Genomic DNA, 18,362 nt, shown 5'->3' on the forward strand with positions numbered 1-18,362 from the left:
ACTTTAGTTACAAAACTCTTTAATAATTTACGGAAGGTTCCACAAACCGCTTCTTTGGCGCTATGATAATTGTGAAAATATGCACAAGGGGGCACAACTCACATGAATAAGAGATTAACAGCGGCGCTTATCCTCATTCTCTCCGTGATGCTGGTCATTGCAGGCTGCGGAAACAACAATGCGGGCAGCAGCAAGAATGAGAGCAAGGGAACAAACAGCGCGACCACAGAGCCTGCAGCAACGGCTACACCTAAAGAGACAGCAGAGGCCGTATCGGGGGCATCCGAAGCGAGCTATACTCCGTATGATCAGTTAAAAGATAAATATGATATCGTCATCGTCGGCGCGGGCGGTGCGGGAATGTCTGCTGCACTGGAAGCCAAAGCGGCCGGCATGAACCCGGTCATCCTGGAGAAGATGCCGGTAGCTGGCGGCAATACTACGAAATCCTCCTCGGGAATGAATGCCTCGCAGACCAAGTTCCAGAAGGAGCAGGGCATCGAAGACAGCAACGAACTGTTCTATGAAGAGACCCTTAAGGGCGGACATGATACGAACAATAAGGAGCTGCTGCACTTCTTCGTGGATCAATCCGCAGGGGCCATTGACTGGCTCGATTCCATCGGAATCCGCTTGAACAATATTACGATTACCGGCGGAATGAAGGAGAAGCGTACCCATCGTCCGGAGGACGGCTCGGCCGTGGGACAATATCTTGTAGCAGGACTTGTCCGCAATGTTCAGGAGCAGGGAATTCCGCTGTTCGTCAATGCGGATGTGAAGGAGCTTACGGTACAGGACGGTAAGGTGAACGGCGTGAAGGTGCTGTTCAACCAGGCCGATGACAAAACGATCAGCGCAGAAGCAGTTATCGTAACCACCGGGGGCTTCGGTGCCAACAAGGAACTGATTGCCAAGGTTCGCCCGGATCTGCAAGGACTGGTAACGACCAACCAGATTGGCAGCACCGGCGATGGCATTGCCATGATTGAGAAGGTCGGCGGAACTACCGTAGACCTGGATCAGATTCAGGTTCACCCGACTGTACAGCAGGAGAAATCCTACCTGATCGGTGAAGCGGTCCGGGGAGAAGGGGCTATTCTTGTATCTGCTGAGGGCAAGCGCTTCGGCAATGAGATGGATACCCGTGACAAGGTGACGGCTTCAATTAATACACTTCCTGAGAAATCCGCTTATCTCGTGTTCGACGCCGGAGTGAAATCCCGTGTCAAGGCGGTAGATCAATACATCAAGATGGGTGTAGTCAAGACCGCAGATACCATCGAGGCACTGGCGGATCAGATGAAGGTTCCAGCCGCTGCACTTAAGACCACCGTGGAAACATGGAACAGTGCGGTGAAAAGTAAGTCGGATGCCGAGTTCGGCAGAACAACCGGTATGGATAATGATCTGTCCGGTGCTCCGTATTATGCGATTCAGATCGGCCCTGGAATTCACTATACGATGGGCGGAGTGGTGATCAACACCAACACTGAGGTCTTGAACAAAGACGGCAAGGCGATTACGGGCCTGTTCGCGGCAGGAGAAGTGGTCGGCGGGCTGCACGGTGAGAACCGTATCGGCGGTAACTCGGTAGCCGAGATTATTATCTTCGGACGTCAGGCAGGGATTAAGTCGGCTGAATTTGTAAAAGCGCAATAAGCTATTATCCTATATTGTTCTCATGTAAAAGGGATGCTCTGCAGCCATCAGGCTATGCGGGCATCCCTTTCTGTGTTGCAGCTCTAAGGCTGTATCGCCGGGGAGGGCGCAGGCTTGGCCGACCGGGTCAGCGAGAACAGCTCCAGCTCCGGACGGCTTTTGCCGGCCAGCGTATCGGCAAGCAGCTCGGCGGCAATCATGCTGTAGACCGTGCCGTTTCCGCCATAGCCTTCAATGAAGTAGCAATGCGGAAATTCCGGGTGCGGCCCCATATAAGGCAGTCCGTCACGGGTGGAGCCGAAGACCGCTCCCCAGGAATATTCGGCCTTGATTCCTTGAAGTTCCGGGAACAGGGCCGTAAGCTCTTCGACCAGACGCTCACACTGGGAGAGGACCCTTACCTCACGCCGCTCCACGCTGGTAAGCTGCTCATCCTTGCCGCCGGCGATAATCCGGCCTTCAGGAGTAGTCCGGAAATACAGATAAGGCCGGGCCGTTTCCCAGAGCAGGCTCTGCTCATGCCATTTTGGAAGATGTGGCAGAGGCTCGGTCATAATAGCATAGGTGTTGATCAGCTCTGCTCCCCGGTCCTTCTTCATCTCCTGGGTCTCGTACCCCATAGCAAAGACGACTTTCTTTGCAACAATCCGCCCCTGTCCGGTATGACAGATTACGCCGTCTGGATTGTACTCATAATGAAGGGCTTCGGTATGCTCATAGACCCTTACTCCGCCGGAGTGCGCTTTATGAATCAGGCTGTGTACGGTGCGCAGCGGATTGGTCTCCGCATCTCCTTTAGCATACAGCGCACCTGGTTTGGAGAAGGCGTAATGGGCGCGGATCTTCTCCGCCTCCCAGAACTCCGAATCGAAGCCGTGCTTGATCAGATTCTCATTCTCCAGCTTCAGCATATCCACATCTTCCGGGACGCTGGCATAGAGCAGACTGGTGCGTTCGATGATCTGCGGATCGATGTCCAGCTTGCCGGGCAGGTCAAGAATCGCACGCATGGCCTGCTGGCAGAGTCTGTAGAACAGCACGCCATTCTCTTCCCCAAAAGTATTCATGCAAGCTGTCAGCGACTTGTCATTGGCGATCTGCAGCAGTCCCGTATTGGCGTGGGAGCTTCCGGTACCGATCGTTCTTTTATCGATAAGAACGGTATCTGCTCCACTGAGGGACATGCGGTAAGACATCATCGCACCGCCCATCCCGCCGCCTACAATGAGACAGTCGCAGGTTATATCTTCCTCAAGCACCGGATATACCGGAGGCTTGGGCAGTGTGTGTTCCCAGGGCAGTTGCCCGCTGACGAGTTTCATAGATCTGTTCGCTCCTTTATGTCATTCAGAGTAGTATTATTTGCACTATTGAAGAGTCTCATGCGTCAAGACCTTAAGGATTATTCATCATATGTGAGCTTGCTTAATGTACCTTCGGGCACATAAACAGCCTTCTCCGGAAGCATACTAAGGAACGCTTGAACAACCAGAAGGAGGGACTACCGAACATGCAATCTAACCAAATGCAGGCACTTAGCGGAAAAGAATTGGAATACATTTCCGATTCCATTTCCAATGAGGATTTGCTGATTAAGCAGCTCGCGGCTACAGCCGGAACCACTCAGAACTCTGCCGTGCAGGGGATCTGCATCCAGCAGATTCAGAGTCATACCCATCACATGGATATGCTGGTCCAGCTGCTCCATCAGCATCAGCAGTACGCACCATCACAGCCGCAATAACAGGCAGAACCCACAAACTTTGAAGGAGGTTTTACCGTGTACGCACAGAATGGAACGCCGTTTATGGCGGATGAAGATTTACTCTACACGATTTTGGCCGATTTGAAGCGGACAGTCCGCGAGTACACCACAGCAGCTACAGAATCGAATTGTCCCGCCGTCAGACGGGTATTCAATGATTTGACCATGGATACCCTCAGAATTCAGGGAGAACTGTATATGCAGATGTCGCAAATGAACATGTACACCGTTCCGGGCAAAGCGTTGCGCCAGGATGTGGACAAGCAGATTCAGAGTGCCCAGCAGACCCAGCAGAAGCTGCAGCAGTTCGTGCGTGAGAAAACAGGCGGGGCAGGAGCTTATAACCAGAACTCGAATGTTTCGCAGCATCAGCCGAACGTCCAGCAGCATCATAACGGTTCCTATTATATGTAACCCTGGCGATGGCCCTGTGAAGCATTAGAGCGCTTACCCGGCCATGCAGGAGAAAATATAAAGGGAATAAGTCAAATAGCCCCGCCTCGGCGGGGTTATTTTGTTTGCAGAACGGTACTTTTCATGTCATATTAATACTAAACTCTTTTTTGCAGGAGGCCCTGAGAATGAATGAATTGAAGAGGAAAGTGCTGGAACTGCTCAAGGAGGACGCGCGAAGCTCAACGGCATTAATGGCGACCCTGCTTGGTGCGGAGGAAGAAGATGTGAAGACCGTGATCGCTGAAATGGAGCAGGATCATGTCATTGTGAAATACGCGACGGTGGTCAATTGGGACAAAGTCGATGATGAACGGGTGACGGCGCTGATCGAGGTGCAGATTACCCCGGAACGGGGCCGCGGCTTCGAGGGCATTGCCGAACGGATCTATCTGTATCCGCAGGTTAAATCCGTCTATCTGATGTCCGGCGCTTACGATCTGCTGGTGGAAGTGGAAGGGCGCAATCTGCGCGAGGTCGCTAATTTTGTGTCTGAGAAGCTGTCACCGATTGATGCTGTGCTCTCTACCAAGACGAACTTTACGCTCAAAAAATACAAACAGGACGGTATCATCTTTGAAGAGCATGAGGAAGACAACCGTCTGATGATATCTCCGTGAAGGATGTAATGTCATGATCATTAATAACGCTCAGCACACAGGAGATAAAGGCAAGTCGATGAACTCTTATTTGGCCCCGCTGGTCCAGCAGATTCAGCCTTCGGGCATCCGCAAGTTTTTTGATCTGGCGGCAGGCAGCAAGGATATTATCTCGCTCGGTGTCGGCGAGCCGGACTTCAAGACGCCCTGGCATGTGAGAGAGGCCTGCGTCTATTCGCTCGAACGAGGCTTCACCGGTTACACCTCCAATGCCGGAATGCCCGAGCTCCGCGAGGGGATTGCCGAGTATCTGGAGACCCGCTTCGCCGTGAAGTATGATCCGGCGAACCAGATTATCGCCACAGTCGGCGGCAGCGAGGCCATTGATTTGGCTCTGCGTGCCCTGATCTCTCCAGGAGACGAGATTCTGATACCCGAGCCCTGTTACATCTCTTATTCTCCGATTACGGCTATCGGCGGCGGTATTCCGGTAGGCATTGAGACCTTCGGGAAGAATAACTTCAAGCTGACTGCCGAGGATCTGGAGGCCAAGATTACCCCGCGCTCGAAGATTCTGATTCTCTGCTATCCAAGCAATCCGACGGGTGCCATCATGAGCCGTGAAGATTGGGAGCCGATTGCCAAGGTGGTAGAGAAGCATGATCTTATCGTCATCTCGGATGAGATATATGCCGAGCTTACGTATGGAAGCAACCATGTCAGCTTCGCTTCGCTGCCGGGGATGCTTGACCGGACGATCCTGGTCAGCGGGTTCTCCAAGGCCTTCGCCATGACCGGCTGGCGGATGGGCTATGCCTGCGGTCACCCGGACCTGATCTCAGCCATGCTGAAGATTCACCAGTATACCGTCATGTGTGCGCCTTCGATGGGTCAGGTGGCTGCGCTGGAGGCCCTTACCAACGGAATGGAAGAGAAGGACCGCATGACAGACTCTTATAACCAGCGCCGCCGATTGATTGTCAAGGGGCTGCGGGAGGCGGGACTTGAGTGTCATGAGCCGCAGGGTGCCTTCTATGCATTCCCTAGTATCCAGGCCACCGGCCTGACCTCCGACCAGTTCGCCCAGCGTCTGCTGCTTGAATATAAGGTCGCCGCCGTTCCGGGAAGTGTCTTCGGTCTGGGCGGAGAAGGCTATCTGCGCTGCTCCTATGCCACCTCGGTGTCCCAGTTGAATGAAGCGGTTGAGCGAATTGGGGCATTTGTCTCACAGCTGGCCCGGGAAGGGGCCTGACAAGGCTCGACAAAGAAGTAAATAGAACTATAGCCGATCACCTTCTGATATGGTATTATTTTACTCTAAGGACAAGAAACACCTGTAATACACTTACATGGACCTCTTATTCCGGGAATAAAGGCGCTTCATATCTGGTTGCATAGAACCACACAGTTCTTATCTGGATGACGCGCAATACTTTTATCAGGAAGGGTGATTGTGCTGAGCGCAGATTATTACTTATCCTCCTTTGGCGGGAAATGTGGCTCCGGAAGCGGGCGACCTCCTGCCAGAGAAGATGCGAATGCACGCAGGCTCTCGCTGGAAGATGAAATTCAGATGCTCCGCAGCAGAATGGAACAGCTCTTTATGCAGGAGAAGTCCTTTACCTCGGATAATGTAATAGCAATCAGCAGCTTGCTGGATCTCAAGATTAATGAGTATATGAGAGGCCGCCACCGCAAGAGCAATTAATACGGCACGATTATATCAAGCGGATGTCTTCCTTTGGGAGATGTCCGTTTTTTTTGAATAATGAAGTACCGGAAGGTGGAGTATGAAAATGATCAAGGTATTTAAAAGCGAGGCCGGCAAAGAGCAGGTTCTAAGGTCCTATAACGAACTTCTTGACGCGTGGGGGACGGAATTCCAGGAGCTTGATGTGGAGACCCCTTATGGGACAACTCATTGTATAACAGCGGGAGAGCCGGAGTCACCGCCCTTGCTCCTATTACACGGGGTAGGCGATAATTCGGCCGTGATGTGGCTGCTGAATATGAAGGAGTTGTCCCGGCATTTCCGCTGCATTGCGATAGATACGCTGGGAGGACCGGGGAAGAGTGTTCCAGGTGAGCTGTTCCATAAACGGACCTTTGACCAGGTGGATTGGATTAACAAGGTCGCAGATGGGCTGAAGCTTGACCAATTCTGTGTGGCAGGAGTGTCGAACGGAGCATATATGGCCTTCAATTACACGGTGAACGGGCCGGGAAGAGTGCTGAGGGCTGTCTGCATGGAGGGAGGAATGGTCACAGCTCCAATTAAAAGCATGATACATACGCTGATGATGATGTTCCCGGAGATTCTTGTTCCTACACGCAGCAATCTGCTCAGGGCAGCCCGCAAGCTCAGCTCCCCGGCCTCAGGCCTGTTCGACAAGCATCCCGAAGTCGGGGAGCATCTGGTGCTGTTAATGCAGAATCATAACCAGCAGGCGATGTTCGCCCATAAGCTTCAGCCCTACGAACAAGAGAAAGCGGTTACGTTCCAAGATCAGCTATACTTCCTGCTGGGAGATTATAGGCTGAAGCAGAAGCGGGAGTTCACCAGAACACTGGACGCTGGCGGGTTCCGCTATACGGTCATCTCGGACGCCGGTCACGGCGTGAATCATGAGCAGCCGGAGCGGGTCAACCGCGAGCTGGTGGCTTTTTTGAAGGGGAGTGAGGGGAGCGAATCTATATAAATAACCCCCTGCGCCAGTCCAAAGGGACCTGTCAGGGGGTTATACATGCATGTTAGTTTACTTTGAACGTGGCCACCGCCTGCTGTAGCCCATCGGCCATCTTCGCCAGCTCGGTAGAGGCTGCGGCTACCTCCTCCATGGAGGCGAGCTGCTCCTCGGAGGCCGCGGCAGCGCTCTGGGAACGCTCTGCGGCCTGCCTGGCCACTTCTGCCATCTCCGCCACCGAGGAGGTTAGTTCCTCGGTTCCGGCCAGCAGCTGCTCGGAGGAAGCAGACATCTCATGAACCTGGGTGTTAATCTCGCCGATGCCGCCGAGAATATCCGTGAACAGACGCCCGGCCTCGCCTACCATCCGCGAGCCTTCCTGAACGGCACCGGCATTCGCCAGCACCGCATCGGATGCGGCACGGTTGCCCTGCTGGATCTCAAGAATCAGGGTGCTGATATGCCCGGCGGCTTCGGCTGTCTGCTCGGACAGCTTCTTCACCTCACCGGCAACCACGGAGAAGCCCCGCCCGTATTCGCCCGCTCTGGCAGCCTCAATCGCCGCGTTTAAGGCCAGCATGCCGGTCTGATCGCTGATGCCTTTGATCAGACCAATGATGTTGCCGATCTGCTGGGATTGTGCGCTAAGAGAGGTAATCATGCTGGAAGCATCTGCGGCGGTCCGCTCCATCTCTTCCATCCGGTCCACGGCCTCCGTAATGACGGAATACCCGTTCTGCGCCTGGCCTGCCGCCCGCCCAGCCGCTGCTGCGGTGTCCATCGAGGCCTCCGCGATCCGCTGCACACCGGCGGCCATCTCCTCCATCGCTCTTGCAGACTCGCGGGTGGACTGCATCTGCTGATCCGCTCCGGCTGAGAGATCCTGAATATTCTCCACAATAGCCTCTGTGGTGTGATTGGTCTGGTTGGCGCTAGACATTAATTCCTCCGAGGTCGAGGCGACTTGCAGCGAGTGATCGGCAATGGTCCCCAGGAGTCTGCTCAGATTGGTAATCATCTGGTTCAAATGCCCGGCCATATTGCCGAATTCATCCTCACTGTCTACCTCCAGCTTCCCGGTGAAGTCTCCGGCAGCCATCTGCCGGGACATCTCATTGACCCGAGTCAGCTTACGGGTAATATAGCGGCTGTATAGATATACGGCTGCTACCGTCAGGATAAGACCTGCAAAGCTAACCAGCAGAATAGACCTTAGCAGCCCTTTAAGCGGCGCATACAGCTCCTGTTCCGGCATGGCAAGACCCACGGTCCAGCCGGTATCCGGCAGCTTTTCATAATACATCTGGATGGTCCCGCCGGAATCGGCATAGGTTACCATCCCCTGATTCTGCTGAAGCATTTCTGCTCCCGCTGCGGACAGACTTGCGCTTTTTTCATCTGTTATTTTCAGCTGCATATTCTTCCCGGCATCCGGTCCGGCAATGTAATTCCCCTGCTTGTCCAGCAGGAAGGCCCAGCCTGTATTTCCCACCTTGGTCTGTTCGATCCTGCTCTGCAGCGTCTTGAGATCGATATCGCCGGCCATGACACCCAGCAAGGTATTCGTGGTATCCCGGAAAGGAACAGTAAACGTAGCCATCGTTGTCCCTGTAATCGTGTCGTAGAATGGATCTGTAAACGCTGCATGGTCTCTGCCGATAGTGTACCAGTTCTGCCCGTGATAATTATAATCGGGGTCATTGTATTGCTCGGTTGTCACAATTTTGTCGCCGTCTCGGTGGGCATAGGTGGAGAAGTACTTCAGCTTGCTGTCATACCGTCCGGGTTCAAAATAAATACCCACACCATATGTATCCGGATTGGCCTTCAGCGCACTAGACAGCATGGTACGGTATTGATCCAGTGTGAATTCCGCAGCGTGACTCTCCAGCGTCCTTGCCAGAACCTCGGGAACCTTGCTGTGGACATTTAAGTTCGCATTAATTTCGTTAGAAATATCCGATATCTGCACATTCATTTTTTGCTTAACCTCGCGCTGGATAATGCTTTTGGAATACATGTACGACAACAGAGCGACCAGCACCAGCGTGATCAGAAAGATGGGCAGGATGAATGCAAATGTTCTCATACGTATGCTTTTGAACCGGAGCCTGGAAATTGCCTTGTGAACAACATTAGCCATGTGAATCCCCCCATTATATAGTGAAGCTATTTATACTTATATTGAATATCATCGGCTGGAGAGCTGATTTTGTTGTTGCTTTTTGTCGAAAAAAATAAAAAAATGTCGTATATCTAAGTCTGTGGGGTACGACCAAAGGCGGAGACGGCGGCAGACCCGGGACTGATGTCCGCTTCCAATTGTAGGCATATAATGAATATCACGAACATCACTGAGTACGGGCTGGAACTGTACAGTGTAAGGAAAGAGGAAGATATTCATGCTGCATGATCAGCTGTTGAGGGACCCGAATACATATGAAGAGCTTAAGCTGGTTAGTACGGGGGCGGTCAATCCGGCAAATGGACGGCAGTATCCGTGGAAGCACGGGTATCTGGCTTTTATGGAGGAAGCGGATGCCGCCGGCAGTAACCGGAAGTACCTGGAGCTGTACAACCGGATTGCTCGCTTCTACCGGCTGTCCAACAAGCTGTATTTCGCGCTGAAGTTCGGCGGAGAACGCAGCTATAGAGAGCAGTTTCTGTCTGCGCTTGAGCTGCGCGGCGGTCAGCGTGTGCTGGAGACCTCGGTGGGCAGCGGCGATAATTTCCCGTACCTTAACATGAAGGCCAAGAACGCACCGGCCGAGCTGTACGGGCTGGATATTTCCAGCGGAATGCTGAAGCAGGCGGTGCGCAATCTGCGGCGGTGGAAGCTGGAGGCACATCTGTTCCAAGGGACTGCTGAGGAGCTGCCTTTTCAGGACAACAGCTTTGACTGCGTGTACCATGTTGGCGGAATCAATTATTTCAGTGATCCGCGTGCTGCGGTACTGGAGATGATCCGGGTGGCGAAGCCGGGCACAAAGCTGATGATTGCCGATGAGACGCAGAAGCTGGTGAAGGGAACGTACGGGAAGGTGCCGGTGGTTAAGGGATATTTTGCAGAGGGAGCGGACATGCCGGAGATGCTTGGGCTGATTCCGCCGGAGATGCTGGAGGTAGCGTACAAGGAAGTGTGCAAGGGCCTGATGTATTGCATTACCTTTCGTAAGCCTTGAGGCGAATTGTGCGGCAGGACGATTACGGACTTCCTCCTCAGGGTTTTATTTACATGTCTTTAATGTTGATCTTTGTTTGCCACCCTACCTAAGAACGATTACACTATTACTATGTGATTTTGCAACTTAGGAGGGAAGTATCATGGCGATCTATACGCGTACGGGGGATAAGGGGGAGACCTCGGTGATTGGCGGCCGGGTAGGCAAGGACGATGTCCGCGTCGAGGCTTACGGCACCATTGACGAGCTGAACTGCTTCGTTGGCCAGGCACGGAGCCTGATGGAAGACGAGCGGTTTCTAGATGTCCGCGAGCAGCTGCTGGAGATTCAGCATGAGCTGTTTGACTGCGGATCGGATCTGGCATTCGTGAAGCTGAGTGAGAACCGCTATAAGGTGAAAAGCGAGATGGCCACCCGCCTGGAAGGCTGGATCGATGCGCTTCAGGCCGAGAATCCGGTGCTGGAGCGCTTCATCCTGCCCGGCGGAAGCCAGCTGTCCTCGGTGCTGCATGTCTGCCGGACGGTCTGCCGCCGGGCCGAGCGCCGGGCAGTGACGCTGGGCCGCAGTGCGGAGATTAACCCGGAGGCGGTAATCTATCTGAACCGGCTGTCCGACTATTTCTTCGCTCTGGCCCGTGCCGCCAATACCCGGCTGGAGATTGCTGAAGTAGAATATCTGCGCAGCAAAAAGGTGTTCCGGAACAAATGACCAGCTATTATCCCCCCATCTCCTATATCGTGCCGCCGTCCGAGGACGGCTGGCTGCTCAAAACCATCCTGCAAAAGCGGATGGATGTCTCCCGCAAGCTGCTCTCCCGGCTCAAAATGACGGACCTCGGCATTACACTGAACGGAGAGCGTGTTTATATCAGCGTTAAGGTTAGCACCGGCGATCTAGTGCAGATTCGGATGGAGGAGGAGACGTCAGAGGATATTTTGCCGCAGCCGATTCCCTTCGAGATTCTGTATGAGGACGGGCATCTGCTTGTGGTAAGCAAGGCCGCAGGAATGATTGTCCATCCGACCCACGGCCATTATACCGAGACCCTGGCGAATGGTGTGGTTCATTACTGGGCAGAGAAGGGCGAGCGGGTCCGCTTCCGCCCCGTACACAGGCTGGACCAGGAGACCTCCGGGGTGCTGGTGATTGCCAAGAACCCTTACAGCCACCAGCACATCTCCGAGCAGATGATTGCCGGAACGGTGGACAAGCGGTATACCGCGTTCGTGCACGGCGTGCCTGCTCTGCCCAGCGGCGATATCGACGGTCCTATCGACCGCGACCCGCTGGAGCCGCACCGGCGGATTGTGACGCCGGATGGCTATCCCTCCTTGACCCGGTATGAGGTCAAGGAGGTCTATGGCAGCGCGGCTTCACGCGTCGAGCTGAAGCTGGAGAGCGGGCGCACCCACCAGATCCGGGTGCATATGGGGTCGGTCGGCTGCCCGCTGATCGGTGACGGGATGTACCGTCACCCGCTGTATGGGCAGGCGGCTGGCAGCCGGGCGGAGGCGTCAGCGCCGGGCGAGGAGCGGCGTGCGGGCGAGCCGGCGGTGATCGCAGGCGGCGAGGAGCAACAGGTGCAAGAGCTGGCTGTGACCGCAGACGGCGCGGCGCAACAGGTGCAAGAGCTGGCGGTGACCGCAGACGGCGCGGCGCTGCCGCCGGGCGACGCCGCCCGGCTCGCGCAGATCGCGGAGCTGGACGCGTCCATTCCGCGCCAGGCGCTGCATGCGGTGCGGCTGGCCTTCCGCCATCCGGTGACGCATGCCGAGCTGGTGTTCGAGGCTCCGCTGCCGCCGGATATGGCGCTGCTGCAGGAGAAGCTCCGGCAGTCGGCGCGGTAAGTAAGCGCCGGACATGTTCTGGCCGCAGCTGTCAGCTGCAGCAGCGGGCAGCAATTTGTATGCACTTTATATTTTATATATAGAAGGAGAAGCCGATGAGTGATTTGAAGGTGTATCAATATCCGAAATGCAGCACCTGCCGCAGCGCAGTGAAATGGCTGAAGGAAGCAGGGCATGAGCTGGAGCTGCAGCATATCGCAGAGCAGCCGCCAACTGTGGAGGAGCTGCGCGTGCTGGTGAAGCACAGCGGCCTGCCGCTGAAGAAGTTTTTTAATACGAGTGGTGAGGTCTACCGGGAGCTTGGCCTGAAGGATAAGCTTGCAGACTTAAGCGAAGACGAGCAGCTTGCGCTGCTGTCCGCACATGGGATGCTGATTAAGCGTCCGGTAGTCACTGACGGCAAGAAGGTTACCGTAGGCTACAAGGAAGACCAGTACGCCGAAGCTTGGAGCAACGCCTAAATTAAGGAATACAAGGAGAGGTTACACATGAGCACAGCAACAGAAATGAAGGGCCGGGTCATGATCGTCGATGGAATGGCTCTGCTGTTCCGCGCTTTTTATGCTACCTCTTATGGTGGATATATCCGCAAGACCCGCGCCGGACTGCCGACGAATGCGGTGTATGGATTTTTGCAGTATTTTTTCGATGCAATGAGTACGTTTGAGCCTTCACATGTGGTCTGCTGCTGGGATATGGGCAAGGGCACGTTCCGCTCGGAGAAGTACGAAGGCTACAAATCGAACCGGATTGACGCGCCGCTGGAGCTGATCCCGCAGTTCGACCTCGTGAAGGAGGTTGTGGCAGAGCTGGGCGTGCCGAATATCGGGCTGGCCGGGTACGAGGCAGATGACTGCATCGGTACACTGGCTTCGTGCTACAGCGGGGAGTCGGAGGTCTATATTCTGACGGGGGATCACGACATGCTCCAGCTGGTGAATGACAGCGTCAAGGTCGTGATTATGAAAAAAGGCCGCTCTAACTATAAAGTGTATGATCCGGCTGAGCTTTTGGCAGAACGGGGCCTCACTCCTGCGCAGGTGATCGACCTGAAGGGCTTCATGGGCGACACCAGCGATAATTATCCGGGCGTGAAGGGCATAGGCGAGAAGACCGCCACCAAGCTGCTGACCGAATACGGCACGGTAGAAGGGGTCATTGAGAACCTGCATCTGCTGCCCAAGGGCGTACGCGCCAAGATTGAAGCGGATCTCGACATGCTGCATCTCTCCCGCGAGCTGGCGGAGATCCGCTGTGATGTGCCTGTAGTTTGCGAGCTGGCCGAATGTCTCTGGGAGCTGCAGCGGGATACGGCGGCACGCAAGTTCCAGGAGCTGGAGTTCGGCAGCCTGATGCATCTGATCGGCGGAATCGCCGAGGTGCGGGATGACCGGGGAATCGTGCAGATTGAGCTGGGAGATCTGGGCTGAGGCCATATAACTGGGCAAAATTCTAAGCCCCCCCTACGCAGCAAGATGCGCAAGGGGGGGCTTAGAATTGTATATCCATCCGCGATGCCCAAAGGGCATTCCGAATTATACATGAAGGCAATTGAGCAGTTAAGGTTGTCTAACTACTATTGGGCTTTTCTGTATCGGCTTTTGATCCTTAATACTTATTAATTTATTTAAGTAGTCCCCATTAAAAAATGAAAATCATGTTTCACACTAAACCTATGAGTGAATTTTCCGTACTTATTAAATTTATAACGGATATATCTAGAAACATCATCTTCATGTGTAGACAAGATAATCTGCTTGTCTTCAAACTCGTTTCTCAATAACTCTGTAAGAGAGGCCATGTTTATTTCATCCATTGCTTGAACAGGATCATCAATTAAGATTAGTCCTAAACCGGTATTTCCGTAAACCTTATTGAGAGATAAGGTGAAGGAGAGTACCAGGGCAGATAGTTGACCAGAACTAAAGTAGTTTACTGCGTCATGCTCGCTAAAATCATGGGAAACAAACTTAATAGTTCTAGCCTCGCCATTTTTACTTTCTTTAATAAAAATGCCCAGACCTTTTTGATAATATTGAATTATTTTACCGCTGTAAATATAAAAAGGGATTTCAATGTCCTTCATAATTTTATTCCAATGTTGCTTAATCGCTTTATCATATTCATCAATTATTTTTTTTAGCTCTTCATCTTTTTTTGTGATAGCATCTCGTCTATGTTGTAGTTGATCAAGAGCTTTTGTAACTTTGGATAGTTGTATAGCTCTTGACGAAAAAAATATATGATCAATATATTTAATCTTTTTGGTTATCTGCTCTTGCGTGATTTCCAACACATGATCGCTGTTTTCATTAAAAATATCTTTATATATTCTTTTGAAATCAATATGTTGTTTTCCTACTGAATCATAGTTATCTTCAATTGGATGTCTCAGTTTAAGAAGTAAATCAGTAATTTCACTGATTATAGTCTCAAGATTTTCTATGATTTGTCTTTCTTTTGAACATAGATCAATTATTGAAATGTTATTTTTAATACACCACGCAACAAAACTTTCGTACTTGCTTTTATTTACTATGCTTTTTGTGAAGCTCTCAATAAAAGCATCATTAATTTGATTTTCCTGTTTATCGAGATACTCATTAACCCAAATTAACGCGCTATTCAAATAATTTTCAAAAAGGGATTTAAATAGATCATCTAATCGAGTATTAGTGGACGTATACAAAGAAATAAAAAGATCTTGCTTTTTATTGATTTCTCCAAGTAATTCCTGATAATCAAACCAGGCAGCACCACAAAGCGGACAGTGTTTTGTATCTAATTTATCATGTTTATCCAATAGTTCTTTATATTTAATAGAGACTTGATCTCGTGAAAGATTTAATTCTCTTATCAAAGTTTCAAGATCACTAGCATTAGATTTTTCAATTTGTATCTCCTTGAGCAATACATTAATTTCTTCTAAATTAAAAGGGATATCAAGATATTTAATCATATCACTTGTAATAACTTTCACAGAATTTTTTGAAAATGATTCTCGAGAAAATTTTGTTTTAAAATCTTGTAGTGATTTCTGTTTTTGATGTAAATCCTTTATTGCTTCGTAGTTTTCTAAGTGATGGTAAAATAAAATGGTTTCCTTTATTAAATCTTTTTGCTTTATAACATTATCGATTTGTGTATTACTTTTGGCTTTAATAAACATATCAAAATGTCTTCTAAGATCACTTATCAATTTAATTTCATCGATAATGTGGTTATATGCATCGCGATCTGTAATTACAGGGGGATTAAGATCCCAAGGTTTTGGATCTTCAAGATTTATTAATAAATTAAAATAGGGTTGAAGTTCTTCATTATTTGTATAAGGAGATGGGACAATTTCGTTGATTTTTGTTTTCTCGTTATTTTTCTCTCTTATTAATTTATTAACCTTCGATAATTCTTGTCGTAATAATAAATGTAAATCATTGATTGACTTTCTTTGGTCTTGCTCTTGTTTGGTATCAAATAGATGAGATATTGCATCCATCCGTTCTTTGGTTTTTTGTTTTAAAAAATAAGTATTATCTTCCTGCTGTACATAATAAAACAGATTATAATAGCGATTTATATCTTCGACATTAAATAAATCATTGATATAAGCCTGATCAATTGGCTTATATTTATTTTCTTCGCATTCAAATGAATCTAACAAAAAAGTATCAAAATTAAATAGATTGTCTGCCTTATATGATTTTGCTGCTTCATTAAACTTTTTTGAAATAGTAAAGCACGAGTTGTCGTTCTTATTAATGAATTCAATTTTTAGTTCACACTTTTTACTAGGGTCTTTACGCAATAAGTCTTGTTTATATGTAATACGGCCATCGTCTAACATAATTCTCTTTATTTTCCCGGTGAGAACTAATTCAATAACATCAAAAATAGTAGTTTTACCGAATCCATTTGGTCCATCAAGCATTACTAAATCATATCCTTGCAAGCTCAATGATTGGGTTAATTTATCGATTAATTTGAAGTTTTCAATATGAATTCTTTTTATATGATAATTATTCATTATCTATCACTCCAAGCCATTGTGATAACAAAAGTGATTTTTGTTCTGGTGATATAGTTGGAGAACTCAGGCTCATTTGTAATGATAGCGCGCTTTCTCTCGTATCATTTAGGTTGAGTGTATCTAAACGTTCCTCTATGTCATTAGATAAGAGGCTAAGTTCCTCATTAAGGCCTTTATAATTTATAAAGGGGAGTTTGATAAATAATCGTGTTGTTAAACTATATGCAGTTAGTTCAAAAGGGTATTTTTTGAATTCATAAAAGCTATCTCTGTTGTTAATGAGAGAATATAAAAAAGGTAAAAGATCTTGTTCTTTTCGTAACTGACTAATTTGTGCTACTTCATCATCACCATAAACTAAAACGAGTGATCTAAATTGATAAGGATTTTCTTCAAGTTCGAAGATGGTTCTGTTCAGAGTTTCGTTTATTGTTAGGCTCGCTCTTTTCAGAGCAATAATAATAGTTAGGTTTTTATCCATTCTACGATCATAACCTTGATCCATAGTTTTCATTGCACCGTAATACTGATGTAATCGTTCGCTCACTTCGTTAAATATAAAATTATCTTCATTTTCAAAAACAACTAGAAAATAATTAGCTTTATGGGTTTCAGCACTCGAAGCTAGAAAACCAGATTGTTCCTCCATAAATAAAGGATTGATAATATTAAAATTACTTTGGTTAAATAACTCTAATAGAAGGCTTTGCATTATTTTAGTTCCTCCCTGGCTATATTGAACGGGATCATTCTAATTTGTTTAATTCGCATGAATTTTTCGTGCTTATGGATATCTTCATTGCTGTCTTCGATTTCCGGAATGTCCTTTGTGTAGCGGGAGGCTGTTTTTTCTAGTGATTCCATAGAAAGATAGGAAGAAATCATTACATCTACCTCATGTAAATCATCGATATCTGAATTCTGTATTATTAGTGATGCTATCCTTCCCATCTCATGCTCATCAATTTCGTTGTCATCGTAGATAGTAGTTGGTCTATCATGTAGAGTGGTAGGTAAATAAGATATGTTTTGTTGTAGGCTGTTTTTTTTCATGAACATAAACTTATCTTCTTGTAAGGGTTCACTAAAAACAAATAGTGATTTGAGAAAAGGATCGCTAAGTCCTTGGGTTGGAATTAATCCATGAAAGGTACTCAAATTAAGCTCGGAAGCATGTACATTGGGACTCCATTTTTTACAGAGTCTTAAAAAAGACAAGTCATCCATTTGCGTTATTACTTTCGAAAATTTATTAATACGTTTGTACGCATCCGATTCTGAATGCTGCTGCTGAAGCTTGTACATAAATTGCTCACAAGAAGAGTAAAAAAGCTCTTTAAGGTGAGAGATATAATAAGATTTTGATGGTTCTTCATAATTTTGCTCTAATAAATTTATGAAGAAGGAAAAAGGGAGTTTTCTTTCGACTGTAGTTGAATCGAACTGCAACGATTCATGCCGTATTGTAATATGTTGATCTACGGTAGCTAGAAGAACGTAATAAGCTCTGTCTACATGCTCAGAACTACGAGATATACCGCGATTGGAATAATACAATCGTATTTGATTCAAAACCAGCGGTTTAATACCGTTTAAACTACAAAAGCTATCACTGTTGTAAAGATATAAGTCGAACTTGTTGAAGGCTTCATCGTAACCGTTGCGGTCATTTACATATGTATAGTAGTCATGTGGACTGTATAAAATTTCTGATTTTGAAGTTGAAGGAGCAACAGCACTAGCGTACGCCTCTTTTAATTTTGCTTTTAAAGGAAGCTTTTCAGAAGTGTGTAGATAACATTGTTTAATACTTTCGAACATAAGACTTTTACCAAGAAGAGTCCATACTGCATCTTTGTATTCGCTGGGAGCTGCTGAATTATATGTCTTAACTTGGTGTATCTGAATAGGCAATTCGTCATGTAAGATAGTGAAATCCTCAAGGTATTCCAGTTCCAGTTCGTATTCCGCTGAAGTAGCTTTGTTTAGATTTAATTCATTAATCATTGAAAGGGTAGCATATAAGGCGACCTTTCCTTGGTGGCTATAACCGTTCCAACTATTCATAGCATCGTGATATGCTGTTTTCATATATTAGTACCTCGACTATACTAGTTTTAATTAGTACCATTATACTATAAG

The 18,362-nt window shown here is 48.7% G+C and carries 17 protein-coding genes; 12 read left to right on the forward strand and 5 right to left on the reverse strand.

Translation table 11 applies throughout. The annotated features are described in order from the left end of the window. Window positions 1-102 precede the first annotated feature (102 nt). Window positions 103-1,662 carry a flavocytochrome c gene (locus tag MKY12_RS07055; RefSeq protein WP_339313273.1) on the forward strand — a complete coding sequence of 520 codons (1,560 nt, stop codon included), beginning with the start codon at window positions 103-105 and terminating at the stop codon, window positions 1,660-1,662. Between the two features lie 83 nt (window positions 1,663-1,745). Here MKY12_RS07055 and MKY12_RS07060 read toward each other — a convergent pair whose 3' ends face one another. Next, the gene (locus tag MKY12_RS07060) at window positions 1,746-2,984 is read right to left on the reverse strand and encodes an FAD-dependent oxidoreductase (RefSeq protein WP_339313274.1); all 1,239 of its coding nucleotides are present in this window, start codon (window positions 2,982-2,984) and stop codon (window positions 1,746-1,748) included. 188 nt (window positions 2,985-3,172) lie between these two features. Between MKY12_RS07060 and MKY12_RS07065 the strand changes: the two genes are divergently transcribed. The 6 genes from MKY12_RS07065 to MKY12_RS07090 all read left to right on the forward strand — a co-directional run bounded on the left by MKY12_RS07065 (window position 3,173) and on the right by MKY12_RS07090 (window position 7,178). Further along, the gene (locus MKY12_RS07065; protein ID WP_339313275.1) at window positions 3,173-3,406 is read left to right on the forward strand and encodes a hypothetical protein; all 234 of its coding nucleotides are present in this window, start codon (window positions 3,173-3,175) and stop codon (window positions 3,404-3,406) included. A 36-nt stretch (window positions 3,407-3,442) separates the two neighbouring features. Further along, entirely contained in the window at window positions 3,443-3,841 is a 399-nt protein-coding gene (locus MKY12_RS07070) for a spore coat protein (protein WP_339254949.1), read from the forward strand. 167 nt (window positions 3,842-4,008) lie between these two features. Beyond that, entirely contained in the window at window positions 4,009-4,500 is a 492-nt protein-coding gene (locus tag MKY12_RS07075) for an Lrp/AsnC family transcriptional regulator (RefSeq protein WP_036696743.1), read from the forward strand. A gap of 13 nt (window positions 4,501-4,513) precedes the next feature. Next, window positions 4,514-5,731 (forward strand): aminotransferase class I/II-fold pyridoxal phosphate-dependent enzyme, encoded by a 1,218-nt coding sequence (locus tag MKY12_RS07080; RefSeq protein WP_036696744.1) that lies wholly within the window; start codon window positions 4,514-4,516, stop codon window positions 5,729-5,731. Window positions 5,732-5,932: 201 nt separating this feature from the next. Then, window positions 5,933-6,187, forward strand: a complete 255-nt coding sequence (locus tag MKY12_RS07085; protein WP_051477788.1) for an aspartyl-phosphate phosphatase Spo0E family protein — start codon at window positions 5,933-5,935, stop codon at window positions 6,185-6,187. Window positions 6,188-6,275: 88 nt separating this feature from the next. Then, entirely contained in the window at window positions 6,276-7,178 is a 903-nt protein-coding gene (locus tag MKY12_RS07090; protein ID WP_339313276.1) for an alpha/beta hydrolase, read from the forward strand. A gap of 52 nt (window positions 7,179-7,230) precedes the next feature. Here MKY12_RS07090 and MKY12_RS07095 read toward each other — a convergent pair whose 3' ends face one another. Further along, window positions 7,231-9,252, reverse strand: coding sequence for a methyl-accepting chemotaxis protein (locus MKY12_RS07095; RefSeq protein WP_339313277.1), 2,022 nt, complete (start codon window positions 9,250-9,252; stop codon window positions 7,231-7,233). Between the two features lie 313 nt (window positions 9,253-9,565). Here MKY12_RS07095 and MKY12_RS07100 point away from each other — a divergent pair, with 313 nt between their 5' ends. The 5 genes from MKY12_RS07100 (at window position 9,566) to MKY12_RS07120 (ending at window position 13,623) form a co-directional block, all read left to right on the forward strand. Beyond that, window positions 9,566-10,345, forward strand: a complete 780-nt coding sequence (locus tag MKY12_RS07100; RefSeq protein WP_339313278.1) for a methyltransferase domain-containing protein — start codon at window positions 9,566-9,568, stop codon at window positions 10,343-10,345. Between the two features lie 142 nt (window positions 10,346-10,487). Next, window positions 10,488-11,054, forward strand: coding sequence for a cob(I)yrinic acid a,c-diamide adenosyltransferase (locus MKY12_RS07105; RefSeq protein WP_036696754.1), 567 nt, complete (start codon window positions 10,488-10,490; stop codon window positions 11,052-11,054). Further along, window positions 11,051-12,193 carry an RluA family pseudouridine synthase gene (locus MKY12_RS07110; RefSeq protein WP_339313279.1) on the forward strand — a complete coding sequence of 381 codons (1,143 nt, stop codon included), beginning with the start codon at window positions 11,051-11,053 and terminating at the stop codon, window positions 12,191-12,193. The genes MKY12_RS07105 and MKY12_RS07110 overlap by 4 nt, the downstream gene beginning before the upstream one ends. A 95-nt stretch (window positions 12,194-12,288) precedes the next feature. Beyond that, window positions 12,289-12,654, forward strand: a complete 366-nt coding sequence (locus tag MKY12_RS07115; RefSeq protein WP_036722484.1) for an arsenate reductase family protein — start codon at window positions 12,289-12,291, stop codon at window positions 12,652-12,654. Between the two features lie 27 nt (window positions 12,655-12,681). After that, window positions 12,682-13,623, forward strand: coding sequence for a 5'-3' exonuclease H3TH domain-containing protein (locus MKY12_RS07120; protein ID WP_339313280.1), 942 nt, complete (start codon window positions 12,682-12,684; stop codon window positions 13,621-13,623). 197 nt (window positions 13,624-13,820) lie between these two features. Here the strand turns inward: MKY12_RS07120 and MKY12_RS07125 are convergent, their stop codons facing one another. The 3 genes from MKY12_RS07125 to MKY12_RS07135 are packed head-to-tail and all read right to left on the reverse strand — an operon-like array spanning window position 13,821 to window position 18,311. Further along, window positions 13,821-16,217 (reverse strand): AAA family ATPase, encoded by a 2,397-nt coding sequence (locus MKY12_RS07125; protein WP_339313281.1) that lies wholly within the window; start codon window positions 16,215-16,217, stop codon window positions 13,821-13,823. Continuing rightward, a complete protein-coding gene (locus tag MKY12_RS07130; protein WP_339313282.1) occupies window positions 16,210-16,932 on the reverse strand; it encodes an ABC-three component system middle component 1 in 723 nt (240 codons plus the stop codon). Before MKY12_RS07130 ends, MKY12_RS07125 begins: the two co-directional genes overlap by 8 nt. Continuing rightward, window positions 16,932-18,311 (reverse strand): ABC-three component system protein, encoded by a 1,380-nt coding sequence (locus MKY12_RS07135; protein ID WP_339313283.1) that lies wholly within the window; start codon window positions 18,309-18,311, stop codon window positions 16,932-16,934. Before MKY12_RS07135 ends, MKY12_RS07130 begins: the two co-directional genes overlap by 1 nt. Between the last annotated feature and the right edge of the window lie 51 nt (window positions 18,312-18,362).

It is taken from the genome of Paenibacillus sp. FSL M7-0896 (genome assembly GCF_037975415.1).
Taxonomy (GTDB): domain Bacteria; phylum Bacillota; class Bacilli; order Paenibacillales; family Paenibacillaceae; genus Paenibacillus_AQ; species Paenibacillus_AQ silagei.

Excerpts from the sequence above, each read along its gene's own strand:
- MKY12_RS07055 (WP_339313273.1), top strand. The coding sequence starts at position 103 with ATGAATAAGAGATTAACAGCGGCGCTTATCCTCATTCTCTCCGTGATG.
- MKY12_RS07060 (WP_339313274.1), bottom strand. The coding sequence starts at position 2,984 with ATGAAACTCGTCAGCGGGCAACTGCCCTGGGAACACACACTGCCCAAG.
- MKY12_RS07065 (WP_339313275.1), top strand. The coding sequence starts at position 3,173 with ATGCAATCTAACCAAATGCAGGCACTTAGCGGAAAAGAATTGGAATAC.
- MKY12_RS07075 (WP_036696743.1), top strand. The coding sequence starts at position 4,009 with ATGAATGAATTGAAGAGGAAAGTGCTGGAACTGCTCAAGGAGGACGCG.
- MKY12_RS07080 (WP_036696744.1), top strand. The coding sequence starts at position 4,514 with ATGATCATTAATAACGCTCAGCACACAGGAGATAAAGGCAAGTCGATG.
- MKY12_RS07090 (WP_339313276.1), top strand. The coding sequence starts at position 6,276 with ATGATCAAGGTATTTAAAAGCGAGGCCGGCAAAGAGCAGGTTCTAAGG.
- MKY12_RS07095 (WP_339313277.1), bottom strand. The coding sequence starts at position 9,252 with ATGAGAACATTTGCATTCATCCTGCCCATCTTTCTGATCACGCTGGTG.
- MKY12_RS07100 (WP_339313278.1), top strand. The coding sequence starts at position 9,566 with ATGCTGCATGATCAGCTGTTGAGGGACCCGAATACATATGAAGAGCTT.
- MKY12_RS07105 (WP_036696754.1), top strand. The coding sequence starts at position 10,488 with ATGGCGATCTATACGCGTACGGGGGATAAGGGGGAGACCTCGGTGATT.
- MKY12_RS07110 (WP_339313279.1), top strand. The coding sequence starts at position 11,051 with ATGACCAGCTATTATCCCCCCATCTCCTATATCGTGCCGCCGTCCGAG.
- MKY12_RS07115 (WP_036722484.1), top strand. The coding sequence starts at position 12,289 with ATGAGTGATTTGAAGGTGTATCAATATCCGAAATGCAGCACCTGCCGC.
- MKY12_RS07120 (WP_339313280.1), top strand. The coding sequence starts at position 12,682 with ATGAGCACAGCAACAGAAATGAAGGGCCGGGTCATGATCGTCGATGGA.
- MKY12_RS07125 (WP_339313281.1), bottom strand. The coding sequence starts at position 16,217 with ATGAATAATTATCATATAAAAAGAATTCATATTGAAAACTTCAAATTA.
- MKY12_RS07130 (WP_339313282.1), bottom strand. The coding sequence starts at position 16,932 with ATGCAAAGCCTTCTATTAGAGTTATTTAACCAAAGTAATTTTAATATT.
- MKY12_RS07135 (WP_339313283.1), bottom strand. The coding sequence starts at position 18,311 with ATGAAAACAGCATATCACGATGCTATGAATAGTTGGAACGGTTATAGC.